Genomic DNA, 18,605 nt, shown 5'->3' with positions numbered 1-18,605 from the left:
ATTGTTATAACAAGATTGTAAAATTTAAAAAAGGAAATAAAATGTCTACAGTACAAATTACTGCCGCTGATGTAAATAAACTACGCCAACAAACTGGTGCTGGTATGATGGATTGCAAAAAAGCATTATTAGAAGCTAATGGCGATTTCGAAGCTGCTGTTGATTTATTGCGTAAAAAAGGCCAAAAAGTATCTGCCGCTCGTTCTGGTAATGCTACTTCTGAAGGTCTGGTATCAATCAATGTTTCAGCGGATGGCACAAATGGTAAATTAGTTGCTTTAGCTTGTGAAACTGAACCAGTTTCTAAAGTTGAAGATTTCCGTAACTTAGCTCAAGCTGTTTTAGCTGCAGCAGTTGCCAACAATCCTGCTACTACTGAAGAATTATCAGCAATCACTTTGGAAGATGGACGTACAGTTGCCGAAACCATCACTGAACTAACCGGTAAAATCGGAGAGAAAATCGTTATTCAGGAATACGCAAATATATCTGGTGAAAAAATCGTTTCTTATATCCACTCTAATGGTAAAATGGGCGTTTTAGTTGTATTTGAAGGCGCTAATGGCGTAGATATTACTGAAGCTGGTAAAGATGTTGCTATGCAAATTGCTGCAATGAACCCGGTTGCTGTTGATAAAGACGGTGTTGATCCTGCTACTATTCAACGTGAAATCGAAATTGCTAAAGACGTTATCCGTCAAGAAGGTAAACCAGAAGAAATGGTTGAGAAAATTGCAGCTGGTAAATTGAATAAATTCTACAAAGACAGCACTTTATTAAACCAGGAGTTTGTTAAAGATAGTTCTGTGGATGTTCGTAAATACTTAGATAACACTGCTAAAGGGTTAACTGTATCTGCTTTCAAACGCGTACAATTAGGTGCATAAGCAAAAAATATATTTAAAAAAAGCTCCAAGAAATTGGAGCTTTTTTTATACCCAACAATTCTAAAGAATGGTCGTCATCTCGACTGAAACGCAGTGAAATGGAGAGCTCTATCAAGATAGATTTGACTGAGTCTGGGATTCTCGACTACGCATCTCTCTGCTCGAAATAACACTCTCCTACTTCCCCAAAGCGTATAAGCCCCCTACTTCTTTACCAGAATCGCCGACCATACTTACCGTTACTTTATTTTTATCTGCCATTATTTTTTATTTTTGTAATTGTTCCTGGACCTGGACCTGTTTTTAGGTCCACCACCGATAATTAAAGGATAATGATTTAAGTTTTTATCAGGCTGATGAACCATAATTTGTGTGTATGGCTGTTTAATACAAGATCAACCTTTTCCTGATCCAATAGGATTCGAACAGTTTGGAGTACAGTATTCGGTCTATATGCATCATTTTGGAGCGCTCAAAGTAGCCACACTTGGCTTTAAAAACTTCTTCTACAGGACTGATTTTCATCCATTTGGTTATTTCAACTTATTATCCTAATATATTGCCACAATATTTAACTTTGACCGTGTAAGATTAATTTACTCAACGTTTTGATATGCCTAAAGTAATTCCCAACATCTCCTATTTTCAGGGCAACGATTTAAAAAAGAACCAAGACATCGTTATCGATAGTGATATCATTTCAGCTATTAAAGAAAGTGATTATAAAGAAAACAGCCATTCGATTGTTGTTCCAGGTTTTATAGATTTGCAGATTTATGGAGCAGGCAACAGGTTGTTTTCTGCCGAGCCAAGCATCGAATCGTTAAACATTATGGAAGATGACTTACTCAAAAAAGGAACGACTGGTTTTTTGGCCTGCATGGCAACAAACTCTCAGGAAGTTTTTAACGAATGTATCCAAGTAGCTAAACAACATCGCTCAACAGCCCGGAATTGCCTGGGTTTACATTTAGAAGGACCATTTTTAAATCCAAAACGATTAGGTGCCCATGTGCCTGCATTTGTACGAAAGGCCTCCTTAGATGAAATTAAGCAACTAATCGATTTTGGAGATGGTGTTATTAAAATGATGACCATAGCACCAGAAATCCAGGATGATGAGGTAATACAATACTTACTAGATCAAAGTGTTGTGGTTTCATTAGGACATAGCAATGCAACTTTTGAGGAAGCTACTGCTGCGTATAATAAAGGCATTCAAACCACTACACACCTCTTTAATGCCATGAGCCCCATCCACCATCGCGAACCTGGAATCCCCACCGCTGTTTTTAGTCACGCTAGGGCGATGGCCAGTATTATCGCCGATGGGCAACATGTAGACTTTGAGGTGGTTAAATTTGCACAAAAACTATTAAAAGAGCGTTTATTCCTCATCACCGATGCCGTCACAGCTTGTTCAACCGGTCCTTATCAGCATATCCAGGAAGGAAACAAATTTGTCATGCCCGATGGTACACTATCCGGCTCGTCGTTAACCATGTTAGAAGCTGTTAAAAACTGTGTAATCCACTGTGGCATCAGTTTAAATGATGCAATTAAAATGGGAACAAGTTATCCTGCCAAATTAATCGGAGTTGAAAGCTTAACGGCAAATATCGCAGCGGGTGAGCAGGCAAATTTAGTCGTGCTTGATGATGCACTAAATTTAAAAGAGGTTATTTTTAAAGGTAAAACGGTATAATCAAACCAACATGTTCAAAAGAATTCTTCCAGCAATTATCTTTCTATCCATTTATGCCAGTAATTTGTGGGCGCAGGGAACGGGGTCTTCATTTACCATCATTCCGCTTGGTGTAAAAGGCGGCGATGATGAGAGCAATTTATCATCGTACATGATAACACCAAAAGGAAGCGACAAATATGTTTGCCTTGATGCGGGAACCATAAATGCAGGCATACAGAAAGCAATTGATTTTAAATCACTAAAAGGCAATAGCGAAGAAATCCAGCGCAAGCAGATTAAAGGTTATCTGATATCTCATGGACATTTAGACCATTTAGCTGGCCTGATCATCAATTCACCAGCCGATACATCAAAAAACATCTATGGACTGCCTTCGGTGCTGAACATCTTAAGGGATAAATATTTTACCTGGGATGCCTGGGCCAATTTTGCCAACGAAGGTGAAAAACCACAGCTAAAAAAGTATACTTATTTCCCACTAATTGAAGGCAATACTTATCCATTAGCGGACACAGAAATGAAAGTAAGAGCTTTTGAACTGAGTCATGGCAAGCCTTATAAAAGCACTGCTTTTTTGATCAATCACAATGATAGTTATGTATTGTACCTTGGAGATACCGGCGCTGATGAAGTTGAAAAATCAGATAAACTGGCCAGCCTGTGGCAAAATATAGCGCCGCTGATTAATGCCGGCCAGCTAAAAGCCATCTTTTTAGAGGTTTCTTTTCCGAACGAACAGCCAGATAAACAATTATTCGGACACCTTACCCCAAAACTTTTTTTCAGTGAAATTGGCAAACTTAAAAGCTTAACGGATGGTGATACCATTAAAAAAGTTGCTTTCATTGTAACCCATATTAAACCCCCGCAACATAGTGCAGAAAAAATAAAGCGTCAATTACTTACAGAAAATACACTTGATTTAAACTTAATATTTCCTAAGCAAGGAAAACTGTTAACAATTAATTAATATAAACAAAACATAAGCAGCAGCAAGTCAGTGTATTTTTGTCAAAAAAAAGACTGATGAAAAGACTTATATTATTAATAACTTTTGTGTTTGCCGTAACCGTTTACGGTTTTGCACAAGGGGTAACTACTGCATCATTTATTGGTACGGTTAAAGATCAAAAAGGGGTAATACCCGGTGCAACAGTTACCGCCATACATATTCCTTCGGGCACAAAATACTCCACCCTAACCAGGGCGGATGGAAGATATAACCTGCCCAACGTTCGTGTTGGCGGGCCATACACCATCAAAATTGGTTACGTTGGCTACAACGAACTGGTTAAAGAGAACCTGAATACGACCATTGGAGAAGACTTAAGGGTTGATGCCTCGCTTACCGAAACTTCGCAAAACCTTGCCGATGTAGTGGTAAAAGGAACGCAGGACAAAGTGATCAACTCCTCACGGACAGGCGCAAGGGAAACAATTACAAGACAACAAATTGATAATTTACCAACCATCAGCCGTTCATTATCTGATTTTACCAAATTAACGCCATCAGCAAACTCTACAACCGTTGGCGGTTTAAGTTTTGGTGGAAGAAGTGGTTCTTACAACAACTTAACGGTTGATGGAGCCTTGTTTAACAATTCGTTCGGATTGTCGGGCAGTTTGGGCGGACAGGCTAATTCTCAACCGATTTCATTAGATGCGATTGAGCAGATCCAGGTCGATATTGCACCTTATGATGTCCGCCAGGGATCTTTCACTGGAGCGGGTATTAATACCATTGTAAAATCGGGAACAAATAATTTTAAGGGTTCGGCCTATTACTATACCAGGGGAACTGATTTAACAGGGTACTCTGCCGGGGTAACCAAAATACCTGTTGTCGATTTTAGCTACAATCAACGTGGTTTAAATATCGGCGGACCGATTATTAAAGACAAATTATTCTTCTTTGTTTCGGGTGAACAGGAAAGGATCAGTACACCTGCAACTTCGTTCGTTGCATCAAGACCAGGTGTATCTGGTGCAAATGTTTCTACAGCAGATGCCTCTACACTAGATCGTTTATCGAACTATTTAATGAGTAAATACAACTATGCAACCGGTCCTTATGAAAATTATCCTTACAAAACACAAAGTGATAAAATCACGGCAAAAATAGATTGGAACATCAATGCAAACAATACCTTAAGTGCGAAATATTTCTATCTGAAATCGAACAGACAGGTTGTTGCCAGTGGCTCGGGTATTCCGGCAGGCTTAAACGGTAGCCGTTCACCTTCATCAACTTCAATGCCTTATTTCGGTTCGAGTTATACCATCAACAATAACTTCAACATCGGTATTGTGGAGTTAAACACCAGGATTGGCAATAATATGTCGAACAAATTAACGCTCGGTTATTCTGCCTTGAGAGATTTTCGCGAATCAAATGGTGCTGAATTACCAATGGTCGATATCGGTAATGGAAATGGTGGTATTTTAACCAGTTTCGGTTATGAAGTTTTTACAGCAAATAACTTGTTAAACTCCGACATTTATCAATTCTCTGATGATTTCTCGATCTATGCCGGTAAACATGAAATCACCATCGGTACCAGCAACCAGTTAAATAAATTCTTAAATGGTTTTGCCCCAAATTATAACGGCCTGTATTATTTTAGAACAGCTGATGATTTTATCAATAACCAGCCCGCGGTAAGTTATTCATACCGTAACTCTGCATTAACCGATGGATCATTTCCCTTCGCTAAAATGTCGTCATATAACTTAAGTCTATATGCACAAGACAAATACCAGGTGAGTGATAATTTCAAATTAACCTATGGTATCCGTGCCGATTATACTTATTTCCCGACCAAGCTGGATCCAAATCCAAATTTGGCTGCTTTAACCTTCCAGAATGGATTGCAGGTAGACATTTCTAAATTCCCAAACAAAAAATTATTGTTTTCTCCACGTGTAGGCTTCAATTATGATGTTTTTGGCGATAAAACTACCCAGCTACGTGGTGGTACGGGAATTTTCACCGGTCAGGTTCCTTATGTTTGGATCTCTAACCAGGCCTCTAATACCGGAACATTATTTAGCTCAAGTACCGTATCTACTGCTGGCGACCCACGTTTGATTTTTAATCCAAATGTAAATGCCAACCGTCCTTCACCTGGTACCGCAGCTGCCAATACTTCTTACGAGGTAGATGCGGCTTCGAAAGATTTTAAATATCCTCAGATCTGGAGAACAAATGTTGCGATTGACCAAAAATTACCAATGGGCATTATTGCCACTTTAGAAGCATCCTACACTAAAGATATCAATGCGGTAAATTTCTCTAATGCGGCATTACCAAACAATGCTACAGGTTTAATTACCCTTCCTGGAATTGAAGGACAACAGCGTTATACCGTAAAATCTACACAGACAGGTACTACGGCAGCAAATCCATCGATTTCGCCATTTATTTATATGCAGAATACCAAAAAAGGCTATTCTTACTTCATTACAGGTCAGTTGCAAAAATCTTTTTTAAGTGGATTTAATGCAAGTGTAGCCTATACTTACAGTCAATCGAAATCAGTAAATGACGGTGGCTCTACTGCAAGTTCAATCTGGTCACAAAGGGCAATTGCCAGCGATGCAAATTCGGATGTTTTAGCCAATACCAATTTTATTCAGCCGAACAGGGTTATTGCCTCCTTAAGCTATAAAAAAGAGTATTTTAAACATGCGGCTACTACAATTGGTTTAATCTTCGAATCGGCAAATAATGGCGCATTCAGTTATGTTTCATCTGGCGATATCAATAACGATGGCGGCGCGAACGATTTAGTTTACATCCCACAAAACAAAGGCGATATTATTTTGGTTCCTGATTTTGCTGGCGATACGCGTACCCAGGATCAGATCTGGAACCAATTGAATGCCTATATTACTCAAGACAGCTATCTTAGTAAACACAGGGGTGAATTTGCAAAGAGAAATGGCGCCATCATGTCGTACTTTAAAAGAGCAGATTTACACCTTGCACAGGATTTTTTTGTTGGTCAGAAAGGCAAGAGAAATACACTTCAGTTTACGTTGGATATCATTAACCTTGGCAACCTGTTAAATAGTGATTGGGGCTTATATCAAACACCAAATATCCCATTATCAACATACAATACCGCCGTATTGCTGGCCTATAAAGGTTTAGATGCTACATCTGGAAAACCTACTTATTCATTCCCTTATCAGGATAAGGCCAATTTAACGCCATACACCGCAACGTATAAAAATATTACCGATCAGATTTCGCGTTGGCAGGCACAATTCGGCGTGCGTTACATTTTTAATTAATTCACGATTCATATCTTTTCACAATAAAAGCTCTATAACAGGAGCTTTTATTGTTTGCAGAGTAAATCCAATAAACAATTTACATCAATTATTAAAAAGCATAGCTCGGTATTAAAAAATTGTTAATATTTTTGAGGTCATGAAATACAAACGCATCCTATTAAAACTTAGCGGAGAATCGCTAATGGGCGACAAACAATATGGAATTGATAATGAACGCGTTAAACAATACGCTGAAGATATCAAAGCTGTACACGATAAAGGTTTAGAAATCGCAATCGTAATTGGAGGAGGGAATATTTTTAGGGGTTTAAGCGCCGAAAAAAGTGGGATGGACAGGGCACAGGCTGATTATATGGGCATGTTGGCAACAGTTATCAACTCTATGGCCTTGCAAGATGCGTTAGAAAAAGTGGGTATTAAAACACGTTTACTTACTGCCATTAAAATGGAACAGATTTGCGAACCATTTATTCGCAGAAGGGCTGTTCGGCATTTAGAAAAAGGCCGTGTGGTTATTTTTGGTGCAGGTACCGGAAACCCATACTTCACCACCGATTCTGCTGCAGCTTTACGTGCTATCGAAATCAAAGCTGATGTTGTTTTAAAAGGAACACGTGTTGATGGAATTTATACCGCGGATCCTGAAAAAGATCCGTTAGCCACTAAATACGAAGAAATTTCTTTCAGAGAAGTTTATGATAAAGGCCTGAATGTAATGGATATGACAGCCTTTACCCTTTGCGAAGAAAACCAAGTGCCGATTATTGTGTTTGATATGAACAAACATGGCAATTTCATGAAAATCGCTAATGGCGAACCTATTGGAACCCTGGTTAAATAAGGAATAAAAATTATTATTTTTGTAGAAATACACACAATTATGAACGACCTCATACAATTACAATTAATGGATGCTCAATCTGCAATGGATAGAGCAATCGATCATTGTGAATCTGAATTAACTAAAATCAGAGCTGGAAAAGCATCGGCTGGAATGTTAGATGGTATTTTCGTAGATTATTATGGCGCAGCTACAGCACTATCACAAGTATCCAGTATTAATACACCTGATGCCAGAACAATCGTAATCCAACCTTGGGAAAAATCACTTTTAACTGCAATCGAAAAAGCTATTCAGGTAGCTAATATTGGTATCAATCCGCAAAATGATGGTATTGTTATCCGCCTGGTTGTACCGCCTTTAACAGAAGAGCGGAGAAAAGACCTGGTGAAAAAAGTTAAGGAGGAAGCCGAAAGGGGCCGCATTACCGTTCGTAACATCCGTAAGGATGCCAATACCAAAATCCAAAAACTGAAAGGTGAAGGTGTTTCTGATGACGAGATTAAAACCGGTGAAGGCGAAGTACAAAAATTAACCGATGCCTATATCATAAAGGTTGACAAACATGCCGAAGCTAAAGAAAAAGATGTAATGACAGTTTAATCTGTACAAAATACAATCAGAGCGGGAATAGACTTAAATCTATTCCCTTTTTTATTACTTTATTTCTTTGCGCTTGAGCCTCTAACGTTTAAAATGGTAGGTAACGATACCTGCATTTTTTCGGCAGGCTTTCCTGCTCTTTTAAGCTTGTTTATTAAAATTTTCATTACGTTTTCTGCAATGGCTTCAAGAGGCTGTGCAATTGCCGTAACCGGAGGCTCACAGAACTCCAGGATTTCGAAATCATCAAAAGAAACAACAGCTATGTCTTTATGGATCTGAATACCTAATTTTCTAAAAGTTCTTAAACCATCCAGGCAAATATAGTTAGCTGCAAAAACTACCGCATCAAGTTGTTTCTCTTTAAAAAACTTGATCATCTCCTCAATTGATTCAGCAGAGTTTACATATTTTATCTTCTTTACAATTGCCGGCAGATCATATTTTTCAACAGCACTTTCGTAACCAGCCAAACGGTCTACCATCTGTTGCTGTAAGGTATCAATGGTTACAAACCCTATTTTTTTGTAATTATTTTTAATGAGGTGCTCAGTAGCTTCGTAGGTGCTGTTTAAATTATCAATTATTACATAATCTGTTTTAACATCCGGTACATACCGATCGAAAAGTACTACCGGAGCATCTGTTTGAATCAATTTTTTAACTTCTTCTTCCAATCCTTCAGGCAAGGCCATAATATAGCCATCAACATGCCTGTCTTTAAAAATCTGCAATAGTTCTATTGCCTTATCCGTATCGTTTCTGGTGCTGCTAAAAAGGATTTTATAACCAAGGCTCGAGGCAATTTCATCAATTTGGCGTGCAATACCAGAGAAAAAAGGTTCAGAAATGTCATCAACCAAGAAACCTATAATTTTTGTTTTACCTGTTCTTAAACTTGTAGCAAGGGTATTGGGCTGATAATTTAATTCAGCAACCAGTTCTAAAACTTTTTTGGTAAGCGATTCGCTGATATTTTTTTCTCTTGCTTTACCATTAATTACAAACGATACGGTTGTAATGGAAATATTTAATTGTTTAGCGATATCTTTAATTGAAATACGTTTCTTCATCACAGGCATTGAACGAATAAAATTTGATTGGTAATATAACAATATTACTATAAATATATGATGGATGTGAAAAAACTAGCCTAAAAAGAAAAAGAGCAACCTATCCAGGATTGCTCAATTAACTAACTTATTATTCATAAAAAATGCTGTTGGGGAAGGAGTCGAACCTTCAAGGGGTAGTTAGCTACAGTTCAAAAAATTAATTTGTGGTCAACCCAATAAACTGCGTTTGTCCCATTATTCCCCACCACCGAGACAAGGAGGCGTGTCTGCCAATTTCACCACCCAACATTATTAGTCTTTAGTCCAAAGTCTGCAGTCGTAAGTCTACTAAAGACTATCCGACTCTTGACTTAGGACTAAAGCCGCTGTAGGGGAAGGAATCGAACCTTCAAGGAGTGGTTAGTACCGAAACCGGTATATTCCCATTATTCTCCGCCACCGAGACAAGGAGGTGTGTCTGCCTGTTTCACCACCCTACATTATGTTATGCAATTCTGAAAGAACGTTTCCTTTTTGTTAATTGCTTGATACAAATGTAAAGGAACAACCAATACCTTGCAAATATTTTAAACATTTAATTTTATTTTTATAATATTGATAAATATTCGTAAATTCGCTTATCATAATTCAAAAATATGCTTAAAAAAGACAATTCCAATTTAGAAATTGACAACCTCGACATCGATATACTGAAGCAATTGATGCAGGATGCCACTAAACCCTATACAGAAATCGCTAAAGACCTCATTGTTTCAGGTGGCACGATACACGTGAGAATGAAGAAACTGCAGGAAATGGGCATTATTAAGGGCTCTCATCTCATCATTGATCCGCAAAAGGCCGGATACGACATTTGCGCCTTTTTGGGCATTTACCTGGAGAAAGGAATCCAGTATAAAGATGCAGTTGCTCAATTGAGTAAAATTAAAGAAGTGGTAGAATTGCATTATACTACCGGTGCCTACAGTATGTTTGCCAAAATCATCTGCAGGGATACCAATCATTTACGCCACGTTTTAAACGAAGAAATACAGGCGGTGAATGGCATCCAACGTACGGAGACTTTAATATCACTAGAAGAAAGCATTAAGCGGCAGATTGAATTAGGTTAAGCGGAAAGATTAAAGGCGAAAGGCCACAACCTTTGTAATCATACCTGAGCCTGGATGACCTTATATGTCTTATATGGTAAAAACCTTTAGTGATTTTATTTGAAAATGAACGTTCAGTAGGGTTTCGGGAACCGCAGCCCCATTATGCGCTCTAGCCCCGACGAAGAATCGGGGGCTGCCGCTACTACCGGGTTTAGAAACAAAGATTTGTGCCAATAAATAGCAATTTGCTTGACCCTTCTGCTCAGCTCAGGGTGAGACTAAAAAGGTGCGCGGAAAAACTATTATATTAGGTTATTGATAGTATAGTGGTTTATGCAGGTTAAGCATCCAGCCAAAAATATCAACACTGACCTAGCCACCTAGACCTGATTGGAGTGAACATCCCGATTTAAGCACTTTTTTTTGCTTTTATGGTGTGCTTGCTTGTTTCACAGGTTTCATCGGGATAAAACGGAAAGCAGGAGAAAACCAAAATAGTTGTACAGGTGCTGCTCTCCTAATCTTAATAATCATATTTATAAGGGGCCTTCGACTACGCTCAGGTCGACAAACGCTAGAGTTACGCTACTATAAAATAGTCGCCTTTTAAGCTCCAGTGAAATTTACATTTAGTCGAGAGAGCTATCGAGATAATTTCTCGACTGCGTTGCACTCCGCTCGAAATGACGAAATTCTTTATTTCAACAGCTGATAAGCAACCAGCGCGGCAACATAAGCCATAGCCGTCATGTAAGCCAATTGAATTACAGGCCATTTCCAGCCTTTAGTTTCACGATAAACAATAGCTACCGTGCTCATACACTGCATGGCAAAAGCATAAAAAAGCATCAAAGAAATACCTGTAGCAAAAGTGTAAACAGGCAAACCGGTTCGGTTATTAACCGAAGCCGACATACGTTCTCTAATGGTCGAGGTATCTTCATCCCCGCCATCAACACTATAAATAGTGGCCATTGTACCCACAAAGGCTTCGCGGGCAGCAAAAGAGGTAATTAAACCAATACCAATCTTCCAGTCATAACCCAAAGGGCGAATTGCAGGCTCGATCCAATGGCCAAGAATACCTACATAAGAGTTTTCCAATTTCTCGGTAGCCACCAAGGTTTTAATGTGATCTGTATTTTTTGTCGTATCATTAAGAACAGACTCATACTTTTTATCAATGCTTTCAAAGCGGTTTCCCGGTCCGAAAGAAGCCATTACCCAAAGAATAATCGAAATGGCGATGATAACCTTCCCAGCTTCGAAAACAAAGGTTTTCGATTTTTCGTACATGGTATAAAACACATTTTTCCACCTTGGCATGCGGTACACCGGAAGTTCCATGATGAAATAAGATCTTTCTTTGGTTTTGATAATGAATTTCATTACCCAGGCCACCAATACCGCAGCAAGAATACCCACCAGGTACATTACCATCAATGCTAAACCCTGTAAGTTAAAAACGCCCAAAACCGTTTGCGAAGGGATAATTAAGGAAATAATCAGGATATATACCGGAAGCCTTGCTGAGCAGCTTACCAATGGGGTAACCATGATGGTAATCATTCTATCCTTCCAGTTTTCGATATTCCGGGCAGCCATAATAGATGGAACAGCACAGGCTAAACCACCAATCATCGGCACTACCGATTTACCGTTAAGGCCAACCTTGCTCATAATTTTATCCATCATAAAGGTAACACGGGCCATATAACCCGTATCTTCTAAAATGGATATGAAGGCGAAAAGAATTGCAATCTGTGGAATAAAAACAAAAATACCACCTAAACCTGCAATTATACCATCCAACAACAAATCAGTAAGCATGCCTGCCGGCAAATATTCGTGCCCAACGCTGGTAATAAAACCAAAACCAGTCTCAATCCAGTCCATTGGATAAGAAGACCAGGCAAATATGGCATTAAAAATTACAAAAAGAATAAGCAGAAAAATGGCAAATCCCCATATTTTATGGGTTAAAATAGCATCTAATTTATCACTGAAAGAAAATTTCTTTTCTGTACCCCTGTCAATAACCACATCAGACAAAATGGTACTGAGCTGTTTATACCTGGCTATAGTTTCTGCGGCCTGAACTTTCGAAGATTCGAAATGGTGAGATTGTTCTATCTGTTCAATTTCCTCCTGTTCCTTTTCGGTAAAGAAAGTTAAGTGTTCATGCTGATGCAGCACCTGCAACGCATAATAATCGTTGTCAGAATTGAGTTTTGATTTTATGGCATTAATCGCTTCCGGAGCCAGAAAATTCACATCAATATCCTGAAACTGTGTGGCAATTTTATTTGTATTGGCAATGGCCTGTTTCAGTTTATCAATTCCGATATTGTTCCTTGCAGAAATGGAAACCACCTGAATGCCCAGTTTTTCAGCCAATTTATCCAGATTAATCTCAATACCCTGCTTAGTAGAAAGGTCTATCATATTCAGGGCCAAAATCATTGGGATACCTAAATCTGCCACTTGCGAATACAAAAGCATATTGCGCTTTAAATTAGAAGCATCTGCAATGAGCACAATAACATCAGGATGGCTATTGTTTTTTTTATCGGCAAGTACTTGAAAAACGATGCTTTCATCAGCACTTTTCGGATATAAGCTATATGTTCCTGGTAAATCGATGATCTCTGCTTCTTTACCATCAGCAAGTTTAGTAAAACCTGTTTTCTTATCGACAGTGATACCTGGAAAATTTCCAATTTTTTGATTTAACCCTGTTAAACGGTTAAATAAAGTAGATTTACCTGTATTGGGATTACCAACTAACGCAACTTTAATATCCAAACCCAGCTTTTTTATTGAATAATGATAACATCAGCTTCGCTTTTACGTAAGCAAAGCTGATAACCAGCTACACGAATTGCCATAGGGTCGCCCAGCGGAGCAAAACGCTCTACCTCTACCACCTCACCTGGCAAGCAGCCCATCTCCATTAACTTTACAGACATATCTAAATCTGTAAAAGCTACAATTGTTCCCTTTTCTCCAACTTTTAGGTGCGACAGCTTCATGTGCTAAATTTGGCGCAAGTTAACCTTTCTTTAGATTTATTCCAAATAAGATACTCGAGTATGGATATAATTACAGTGCTTTTACCCTAAAATGATCTAGTTTCGTTGTCTGCCACCACCACCGTTACCACCACGGCCTCTGCCGCCTTCCTCGTTTCTTATTATGCGGTTTTTACCGCCCATACGGTTTAAAGAATAGGTAAATGAAAACATAAAATAACGCCGCAATACGTTGTAGCTTTCATCACGGATAGTGTTGTTGTTAGCCGTACGACTTACACCCTGGTTTTCGTTCAGCAAATCGTTTACGGCAGCTTTGAAAGTGCCAAGGTTTTTAAAAAATTGCTTCCTCAGGTACGAATTCACCAATGTAAAGTGGGTATCGAAATTCTCTGAGTGTTAATCGTTGAGACAACAACCGATAGAGAATAGTTATAAATAAAAAAGTCCCGGATAAGACCGAGACTTTTTTATCATATTGATGGTCGGTGAGCCACCGACCATTGGAAAGTATTACATTCTCATGCGACGGCCTCCATCACCTCCCTGTCCTGGCATTTGCATATCTCCACTCATGTTTTTTCCACCGATACGGGATAACGAATAAGTAAAGGAGAACATGTAATAACGTTTTAACACATTATAGTTTAAATCTGTAATCGTATTATTCGTTGCGGTTCTGCTAATACCCTGATTTTGGTTAAAAGCATCGTTAACTGCAATTTTAAATGTGCCCCTGTTTTTAAAGAACTGACGGCTGATATAAGAATTTACCAAAGTATACTCGGTATTAAATCCTTCACCCCTGCCTGTATTTTTGATATAATCTAAATCTACCGCTAAACGGATATTTCCGGGAAACAAGTAACTGATATCAAAACTAGGGTTTAGCGTATAATAGTTTGTGGTTGAGTTTGGCTGGGCAGAGTAAGTTGCCCTGTTATAGGTACCGGAAATACCACCGGTAAGGTCAAACTTATCAAAGTTGGTTACAAAATTATATTTGTTGGTAACCGACCAGGAATTCGTGATATTTTTTACCAGATCAGTAGTATTATTATCACCCGAGGTAAAATTCACATTCCTGTTGTAGTTTCCATTTAACGATGCATTCAGGGTCAATTTACGTTCAGGTAAAATTGGAACCCCCATATTGATGCTTGCATTACCGGAATAAACTCCGTCAACATTAACGTAAGTCGTTCTGATTTTACCGAAATCCTTATCATTTTCGTCAGTTACCAATTGGCTACTGTTACCAATGGCATTAAAAGTTTGACTCAAACTTAAAAAAGCGAAGAACATTCTGCTTTTGGCGAAATCGAAATTGTTATAGTTGATGCTTAAATTGTTGTTAAACTGGGGTTTTAAACTTGGATTACCAACAAAAACACTTTGTGTATTCGTATTATCGGCAATAGGCTGAATCTGGTTGATTGTTGGCTGTTGGGTAGTTCCTCTATAACGGATATTTAACCGTCTGGAGTTACTGAAATTATATCTGAAATTGGCCGAGGGTGTTAAGTTTATAAAATTTTGTGTTCTCACCAAGCCAGTTGTAAGATTGGTGTTCTCACGGTTGGTTTGTTGTGCTGCCAAACCAATGTTCCAGTTATATTTTTTCTCATTGGTTGTAAAGCTTACTCCTGCGGCGTTTGTTAAAGTTTGGTTCTCATAAATATTGCTATAATCCAGATTAACCAGATCATATTGCCCGCTTGCTGAGTTGAAATCCAATACCTGGCGCCCCTGGTTGTCATGGCTATATCCATTCTGGTAGTTAAACTCTAAACTTGTTGTTTTAGATAGTGGTTCTGTATATACCAATCTGGAGGTATTATTAATAGAATTTGTATTTACCTTATTCAACTGATCGATCAAACTAGCCGTTGGCTTACTGTTAATGGTATTCGTTTCAGATATGTAATTATAATTATCGGCATCGTTATTATTGATACTCGTGTTAACATTAAGAGACAATGTTCTTCCGCGTCTCTTGAACTTTTTACGCACCAAAAGGTTATTGCTGATGTTTGGCGCGGTACTGTTACTGATATAGCGCTGATCTCCGACAGTTGTCGACTGGATCAAATTTCGGGTATAATCGCTTACGTTTGTTGCATCACTTTCGGTATAGGATACATTGGGCTGGATTTTAATCGTTGTTGAAGAATCCAGCTTGGTATCAATCATGAAATTAAACCTATGGTTAATTCGATCAGTATTATTATCTGCATTGTTCGAAACGGTAGTAATCCTGTCTCCCAATAAATTTTGAGTAAAACTTGTCTGTTGGTTTGAAACAGACGATTTGTTAAAAAAGTAACTTCCTTGAATCTGGGTACCATCTTTATAGGTATCGGCAAAGTTTAAGCCTGCAGCATTTGTGGTTGTAATACCACCACTACCAGTGCCACTTCCACCACCGCCAAAATTACCACGGCCACCGCCACCAAAACCGTTCCCTACACCATTGCCCTGACCGAAGTTCTGTTTATTTACGTTATTGAACTGACCGATAAAACTGAATTGCTGATCATTATCGAACTTGTTCACATTTAAATTTGCATCATAACGATCCTGTGTACCGTATCCAACTGTACTATTTCCAAAATACCCCTTTTTCATTCCGGCTTTAGTTGTGATGTTTAAGATTTTATTTCTCGTACCGTCATCAACACCAGAAAATTGAGATTGCTCAGACATCTCATCAATTACCTGGATCTTATCTACCATATCGGCAGGTAAATTTTTTGTCGCCAATAAGGGATCTGTTCCAAAAAACTCTTTACCATCCACTTTAACCTTCGTAACGGTTTCTCCCTGTGCTTTAATACTTCCGTCTTTCGCCACCTCCACTCCTGGAAGTTTTTTCAACATATCTTCTACAACAGCGTTCTCTCTAACCTTGATCGATTTCCCATCAAATTCTATGGTATCTGTTTTTACAACCACCGGAATGCTTGCGGTAACGTTAACATCCTTTAAATCAACACCGTCATCGCTCATCGCAATGTCACCGGCATTTACGGCTGCCTTAGCCACTTCTATATCTTTGGTTGCTGTTTTTAAACCTAAAAAGGCGGAATAAATCCTATACTTACCCGGAGCTATTGCTTTAAAGCTAAAGCTTCCATCAGGATCGGTTTGACCAGATGCCACAACACTCGAATCTTTTAAACTCTTAATTGCGATTGTAGCAAAATCAACCGGTTTTTTATCCTTCGCGTTAATTACTTTTCCGCTTATCGAACCAGTATTTTGAGCCTGGGCGATGTAACCACAAAATAGAAGAACAATGAATATTGCCCGTTGAACGTTTCTTTTCATCAAAAAAATTAGATATTATAATGTAAACTAAGCTATCAGACTGTAGAAAAGCCGAAAGGTTTGTTAAGGTGTGTTAAAAGCTTGGTAACATTTTAAATACAGCCTGAGGAAGGTAGTCAGATCAAACAGGAAGATTGATCAGTAAGAGAATTATTTTTGCTGAGAAGGATAGCTGTTATAATACACTTTCGGGCAATTACAGTTCTTTTTAAAAATACTGCAGCCGCTTAAACCTATAGCCGCGATTACACAGATGATGCTAACTTTTCTTATCATTGAAATTTAACTTATGGAGCAATACATAACTAAAAACCGCCATTGATGCGCCTAACATATCACAGCCAAAATCCCACCATTCTGCAGAGCGATAGGTAAAAACTTTCCATTGTAATAGTTCGATTCCGCCGCCGATGATGGCGCTGACAAGTAAAACCTTAAAAATGGTTAGGGTTCTGAAAGTGTAGGTATGCTGGTATTTTATTTTACCATAGAAAAGTAGGATAGATAAAACAAAGAAAAAGCCCATATGGGTCATTTTATCAAAACCTTCGAAGAAAAAACCACTTTTTCCAACAGAATCGGAAATGTGCATATTACAAAACACCAAAACAACAACTGTCCAAAGAATGGCCCACTTTTGCTGTTTTAGTGTTTTGTACAAAATATTAAGATTATGCTCCTACCAGTTCCTGGTAAGCTGCTGCTGTTAATAAACCATCTACTTCAGCTAAATCAGCTAAAGATACTTTTACCATCCATCCTTGTCCATAAGGATCAGAGTTAACCAGTTCCGGGTTATCGTTTAATTCAGCGTTAACTTCCAATACTGTTCCGGTAACAGGCATATATAAATCAGATACCGTTTTAACAGCTTCTACAGTACCAAAAACTTCTTCTTTAGCTACCTCGCTACCTACAGTATTAATATCAACATAAACGATATCACCCAATTCGCGTTGTGCAAAATCAGTTACGCCAATATAAGCTTCATTACCTTCAACTCTAACCCACTCGTGGTCTTTAGTGTACTTTAATTCTGATGGAAAATTCATTATTTTATATATTTTGAAAATAAGTTATTTAAGTTCGTTGCTTTATCATGCTTGCAGGTATAGCCGCAAACATTTAAGCGTTTCTATCGTTTACGCTCCAAAAATACAATTTACTTTCACATATCGCAATGCCTGGCAAATTAACTTCCAGAAAAGGTTCACTCCTGCTTTTCGTTCATAGCTTCCCAATCAGTAATTATACAGATATACAGACTCAGTAAAAACCTTATATTCACCTAACAAATTAAGGTTCAAACATGAAGCCCACACAAATTTATACTTTAAAAGTATGTCTCGCGACTCTGATTGTTTCTGTCCCGGTAACAATGGCAATTGGATTCGGCTATATTGGATTGATCATGATTATAAAGCCACAAAATTATAATTTTAGTTTTAACCTACTCTTTACCCATTTATTTATCTTTATAGCTATAGTTGCTGCGGTTATAACGATAAATCATTACCTGATAGAAAAACTGGGCTATAAAAGATTTATCAATGACCGACCGATAGCACATTCGATTGTTCTCTTTCTGTTTTACCTGCTTATCAGTGGAGCCATGCATCTCATCAGTTTTAATTACCTCTTGTTCAGTTATGCACCCATGTTCTTAACGGCATATGTATTCAGCAGAATATTCTCGGCACAAAAGGATAAGTCTATACCTGTTATATAAGCCACT

General features: G+C 38.3%; 15 protein-coding genes and 1 tRNA gene. 8 read left to right on the top strand and 8 right to left on the bottom strand.

Annotated features, from left to right (window positions below; all coding sequences use genetic code 11):
- Positions 1-41: 41 nt before the first annotated feature.
- The 6 genes from tsf to frr all read left to right on the top strand — a co-directional run bounded on the left by tsf (position 42) and on the right by frr (position 8,338).
- Positions 42-887 (top strand): translation elongation factor Ts, encoded by an 846-nt coding sequence (tsf, locus tag KYH19_RS22640; RefSeq protein WP_132398057.1) that lies wholly within the window; start codon positions 42-44, stop codon positions 885-887.
- 613 nt (positions 888-1,500) lie between these two features.
- On the top strand, positions 1,501-2,592 hold the full coding sequence (gene nagA / locus KYH19_RS22635) for an N-acetylglucosamine-6-phosphate deacetylase (protein ID WP_219076880.1): 1,092 nt from the start codon (positions 1,501-1,503) through the stop codon (positions 2,590-2,592).
- A 10-nt stretch (positions 2,593-2,602) separates the two neighbouring features.
- Positions 2,603-3,565 carry an MBL fold metallo-hydrolase gene (locus KYH19_RS22630; RefSeq protein ID WP_219076879.1) on the top strand — a complete coding sequence of 321 codons (963 nt, stop codon included), beginning with the start codon at positions 2,603-2,605 and terminating at the stop codon, positions 3,563-3,565.
- Between the two features lie 56 nt (positions 3,566-3,621).
- On the top strand, positions 3,622-6,891 hold the full coding sequence (locus KYH19_RS22625; protein WP_219076878.1) for a carboxypeptidase regulatory-like domain-containing protein: 3,270 nt from the start codon (positions 3,622-3,624) through the stop codon (positions 6,889-6,891).
- 139 nt (positions 6,892-7,030) lie between these two features.
- The gene (gene pyrH / locus KYH19_RS22620) at positions 7,031-7,735 is read left to right on the top strand and encodes a UMP kinase (protein ID WP_086548079.1); all 705 of its coding nucleotides are present in this window, start codon (positions 7,031-7,033) and stop codon (positions 7,733-7,735) included.
- 39 nt (positions 7,736-7,774) lie between these two features.
- Entirely contained in the window at positions 7,775-8,338 is a 564-nt protein-coding gene (gene frr, locus KYH19_RS22615) for a ribosome recycling factor (RefSeq protein WP_121287415.1), read from the top strand.
- A 59-nt stretch (positions 8,339-8,397) separates the two neighbouring features.
- Here frr and KYH19_RS22610 read toward each other — a convergent pair whose 3' ends face one another.
- Positions 8,398-9,411, bottom strand: coding sequence for a LacI family DNA-binding transcriptional regulator (locus KYH19_RS22610; protein WP_132398047.1), 1,014 nt, complete (start codon positions 9,409-9,411; stop codon positions 8,398-8,400).
- A gap of 146 nt (positions 9,412-9,557) precedes the next feature.
- A tRNA-Asp gene (locus tag KYH19_RS22605) sits at positions 9,558-9,702 on the bottom strand.
- A gap of 347 nt (positions 9,703-10,049) precedes the next feature.
- Between KYH19_RS22605 and KYH19_RS22600 the strand changes: the two genes are divergently transcribed.
- Positions 10,050-10,526, top strand: coding sequence for an Lrp/AsnC ligand binding domain-containing protein (locus tag KYH19_RS22600; RefSeq protein WP_025145395.1), 477 nt, complete (start codon positions 10,050-10,052; stop codon positions 10,524-10,526).
- A 678-nt stretch (positions 10,527-11,204) separates the two neighbouring features.
- Here the strand turns inward: KYH19_RS22600 and feoB are convergent.
- The 6 genes from feoB to gcvH all read right to left on the bottom strand — a co-directional run bounded on the left by feoB (position 11,205) and on the right by gcvH (position 17,922).
- Complete coding sequence (gene feoB / locus KYH19_RS22595) at positions 11,205-13,313, bottom strand: ferrous iron transport protein B (protein ID WP_370630265.1); 2,109 nt, start codon at positions 13,311-13,313, stop codon at positions 11,205-11,207.
- Positions 13,314-13,324: 11 nt separating this feature from the next.
- On the bottom strand, positions 13,325-13,540 hold the full coding sequence (locus KYH19_RS22590; protein WP_055913318.1) for a FeoA family protein: 216 nt from the start codon (positions 13,538-13,540) through the stop codon (positions 13,325-13,327).
- A gap of 96 nt (positions 13,541-13,636) precedes the next feature.
- Positions 13,637-13,906: an outer membrane beta-barrel protein gene (locus KYH19_RS22585; RefSeq protein WP_255562499.1), complete on the bottom strand. Its 270-nt coding sequence runs from the start codon at positions 13,904-13,906 to the stop codon at positions 13,637-13,639.
- Between the two features lie 147 nt (positions 13,907-14,053).
- Positions 14,054-16,870 carry an outer membrane beta-barrel family protein gene (locus tag KYH19_RS22580; RefSeq protein WP_132398043.1) on the bottom strand — a complete coding sequence of 939 codons (2,817 nt, stop codon included), beginning with the start codon at positions 16,868-16,870 and terminating at the stop codon, positions 14,054-14,056.
- A gap of 259 nt (positions 16,871-17,129) precedes the next feature.
- Entirely contained in the window at positions 17,130-17,531 is a 402-nt protein-coding gene (locus KYH19_RS22575) for a VanZ family protein (RefSeq protein ID WP_255562498.1), read from the bottom strand.
- Positions 17,532-17,541: 10 nt separating this feature from the next.
- Complete coding sequence (gene gcvH, locus KYH19_RS22570) at positions 17,542-17,922, bottom strand: glycine cleavage system protein GcvH (protein WP_121287404.1); 381 nt, start codon at positions 17,920-17,922, stop codon at positions 17,542-17,544.
- A 257-nt stretch (positions 17,923-18,179) separates the two neighbouring features.
- Here gcvH and KYH19_RS22565 point away from each other — a divergent pair, with 257 nt between their 5' ends.
- The gene (locus tag KYH19_RS22565; protein WP_132398039.1) at positions 18,180-18,599 is read left to right on the top strand and encodes a hypothetical protein; all 420 of its coding nucleotides are present in this window, start codon (positions 18,180-18,182) and stop codon (positions 18,597-18,599) included.
- The last annotated feature ends 6 nt before the right edge of the window (positions 18,600-18,605 follow it).

Origin of the sequence: Pedobacter sp. D749 (assembly GCF_019317285.1) — a bacterium.
In the GTDB taxonomy this organism is placed as follows: Bacteria; Bacteroidota; Bacteroidia; order Sphingobacteriales; family Sphingobacteriaceae; genus Pedobacter.
This window is presented reverse-complemented; position numbering and strand designations above follow the sequence as displayed.

Bases quoted from the DNA above. Each gene is read 5' to 3' on its own strand.
- KYH19_RS22565 (WP_132398039.1), top strand. From the start codon at position 18,180: ATGAAGCCCACACAAATTTATACTTTAAAAGTATGTCTCGCGACTCTG.
- tsf (WP_132398057.1), top strand. From the start codon at position 42: ATGTCTACAGTACAAATTACTGCCGCTGATGTAAATAAACTACGCCAA.
- KYH19_RS22630 (WP_219076879.1), top strand. From the start codon at position 2,603: ATGTTCAAAAGAATTCTTCCAGCAATTATCTTTCTATCCATTTATGCC.
- nagA (WP_219076880.1), top strand. From the start codon at position 1,501: ATGCCTAAAGTAATTCCCAACATCTCCTATTTTCAGGGCAACGATTTA.
- gcvH (WP_121287404.1), bottom strand. From the start codon at position 17,922: ATGAATTTTCCATCAGAATTAAAGTACACTAAAGACCACGAGTGGGTT.
- frr (WP_121287415.1), top strand. From the start codon at position 7,775: ATGAACGACCTCATACAATTACAATTAATGGATGCTCAATCTGCAATG.
- KYH19_RS22600 (WP_025145395.1), top strand. From the start codon at position 10,050: ATGCTTAAAAAAGACAATTCCAATTTAGAAATTGACAACCTCGACATC.
- KYH19_RS22590 (WP_055913318.1), bottom strand. From the start codon at position 13,540: ATGAAGCTGTCGCACCTAAAAGTTGGAGAAAAGGGAACAATTGTAGCT.
- pyrH (WP_086548079.1), top strand. From the start codon at position 7,031: ATGAAATACAAACGCATCCTATTAAAACTTAGCGGAGAATCGCTAATG.
- KYH19_RS22580 (WP_132398043.1), bottom strand. From the start codon at position 16,870: ATGAAAAGAAACGTTCAACGGGCAATATTCATTGTTCTTCTATTTTGT.
- KYH19_RS22625 (WP_219076878.1), top strand. From the start codon at position 3,622: ATGAAAAGACTTATATTATTAATAACTTTTGTGTTTGCCGTAACCGTT.
- KYH19_RS22610 (WP_132398047.1), bottom strand. From the start codon at position 9,411: ATGAAGAAACGTATTTCAATTAAAGATATCGCTAAACAATTAAATATT.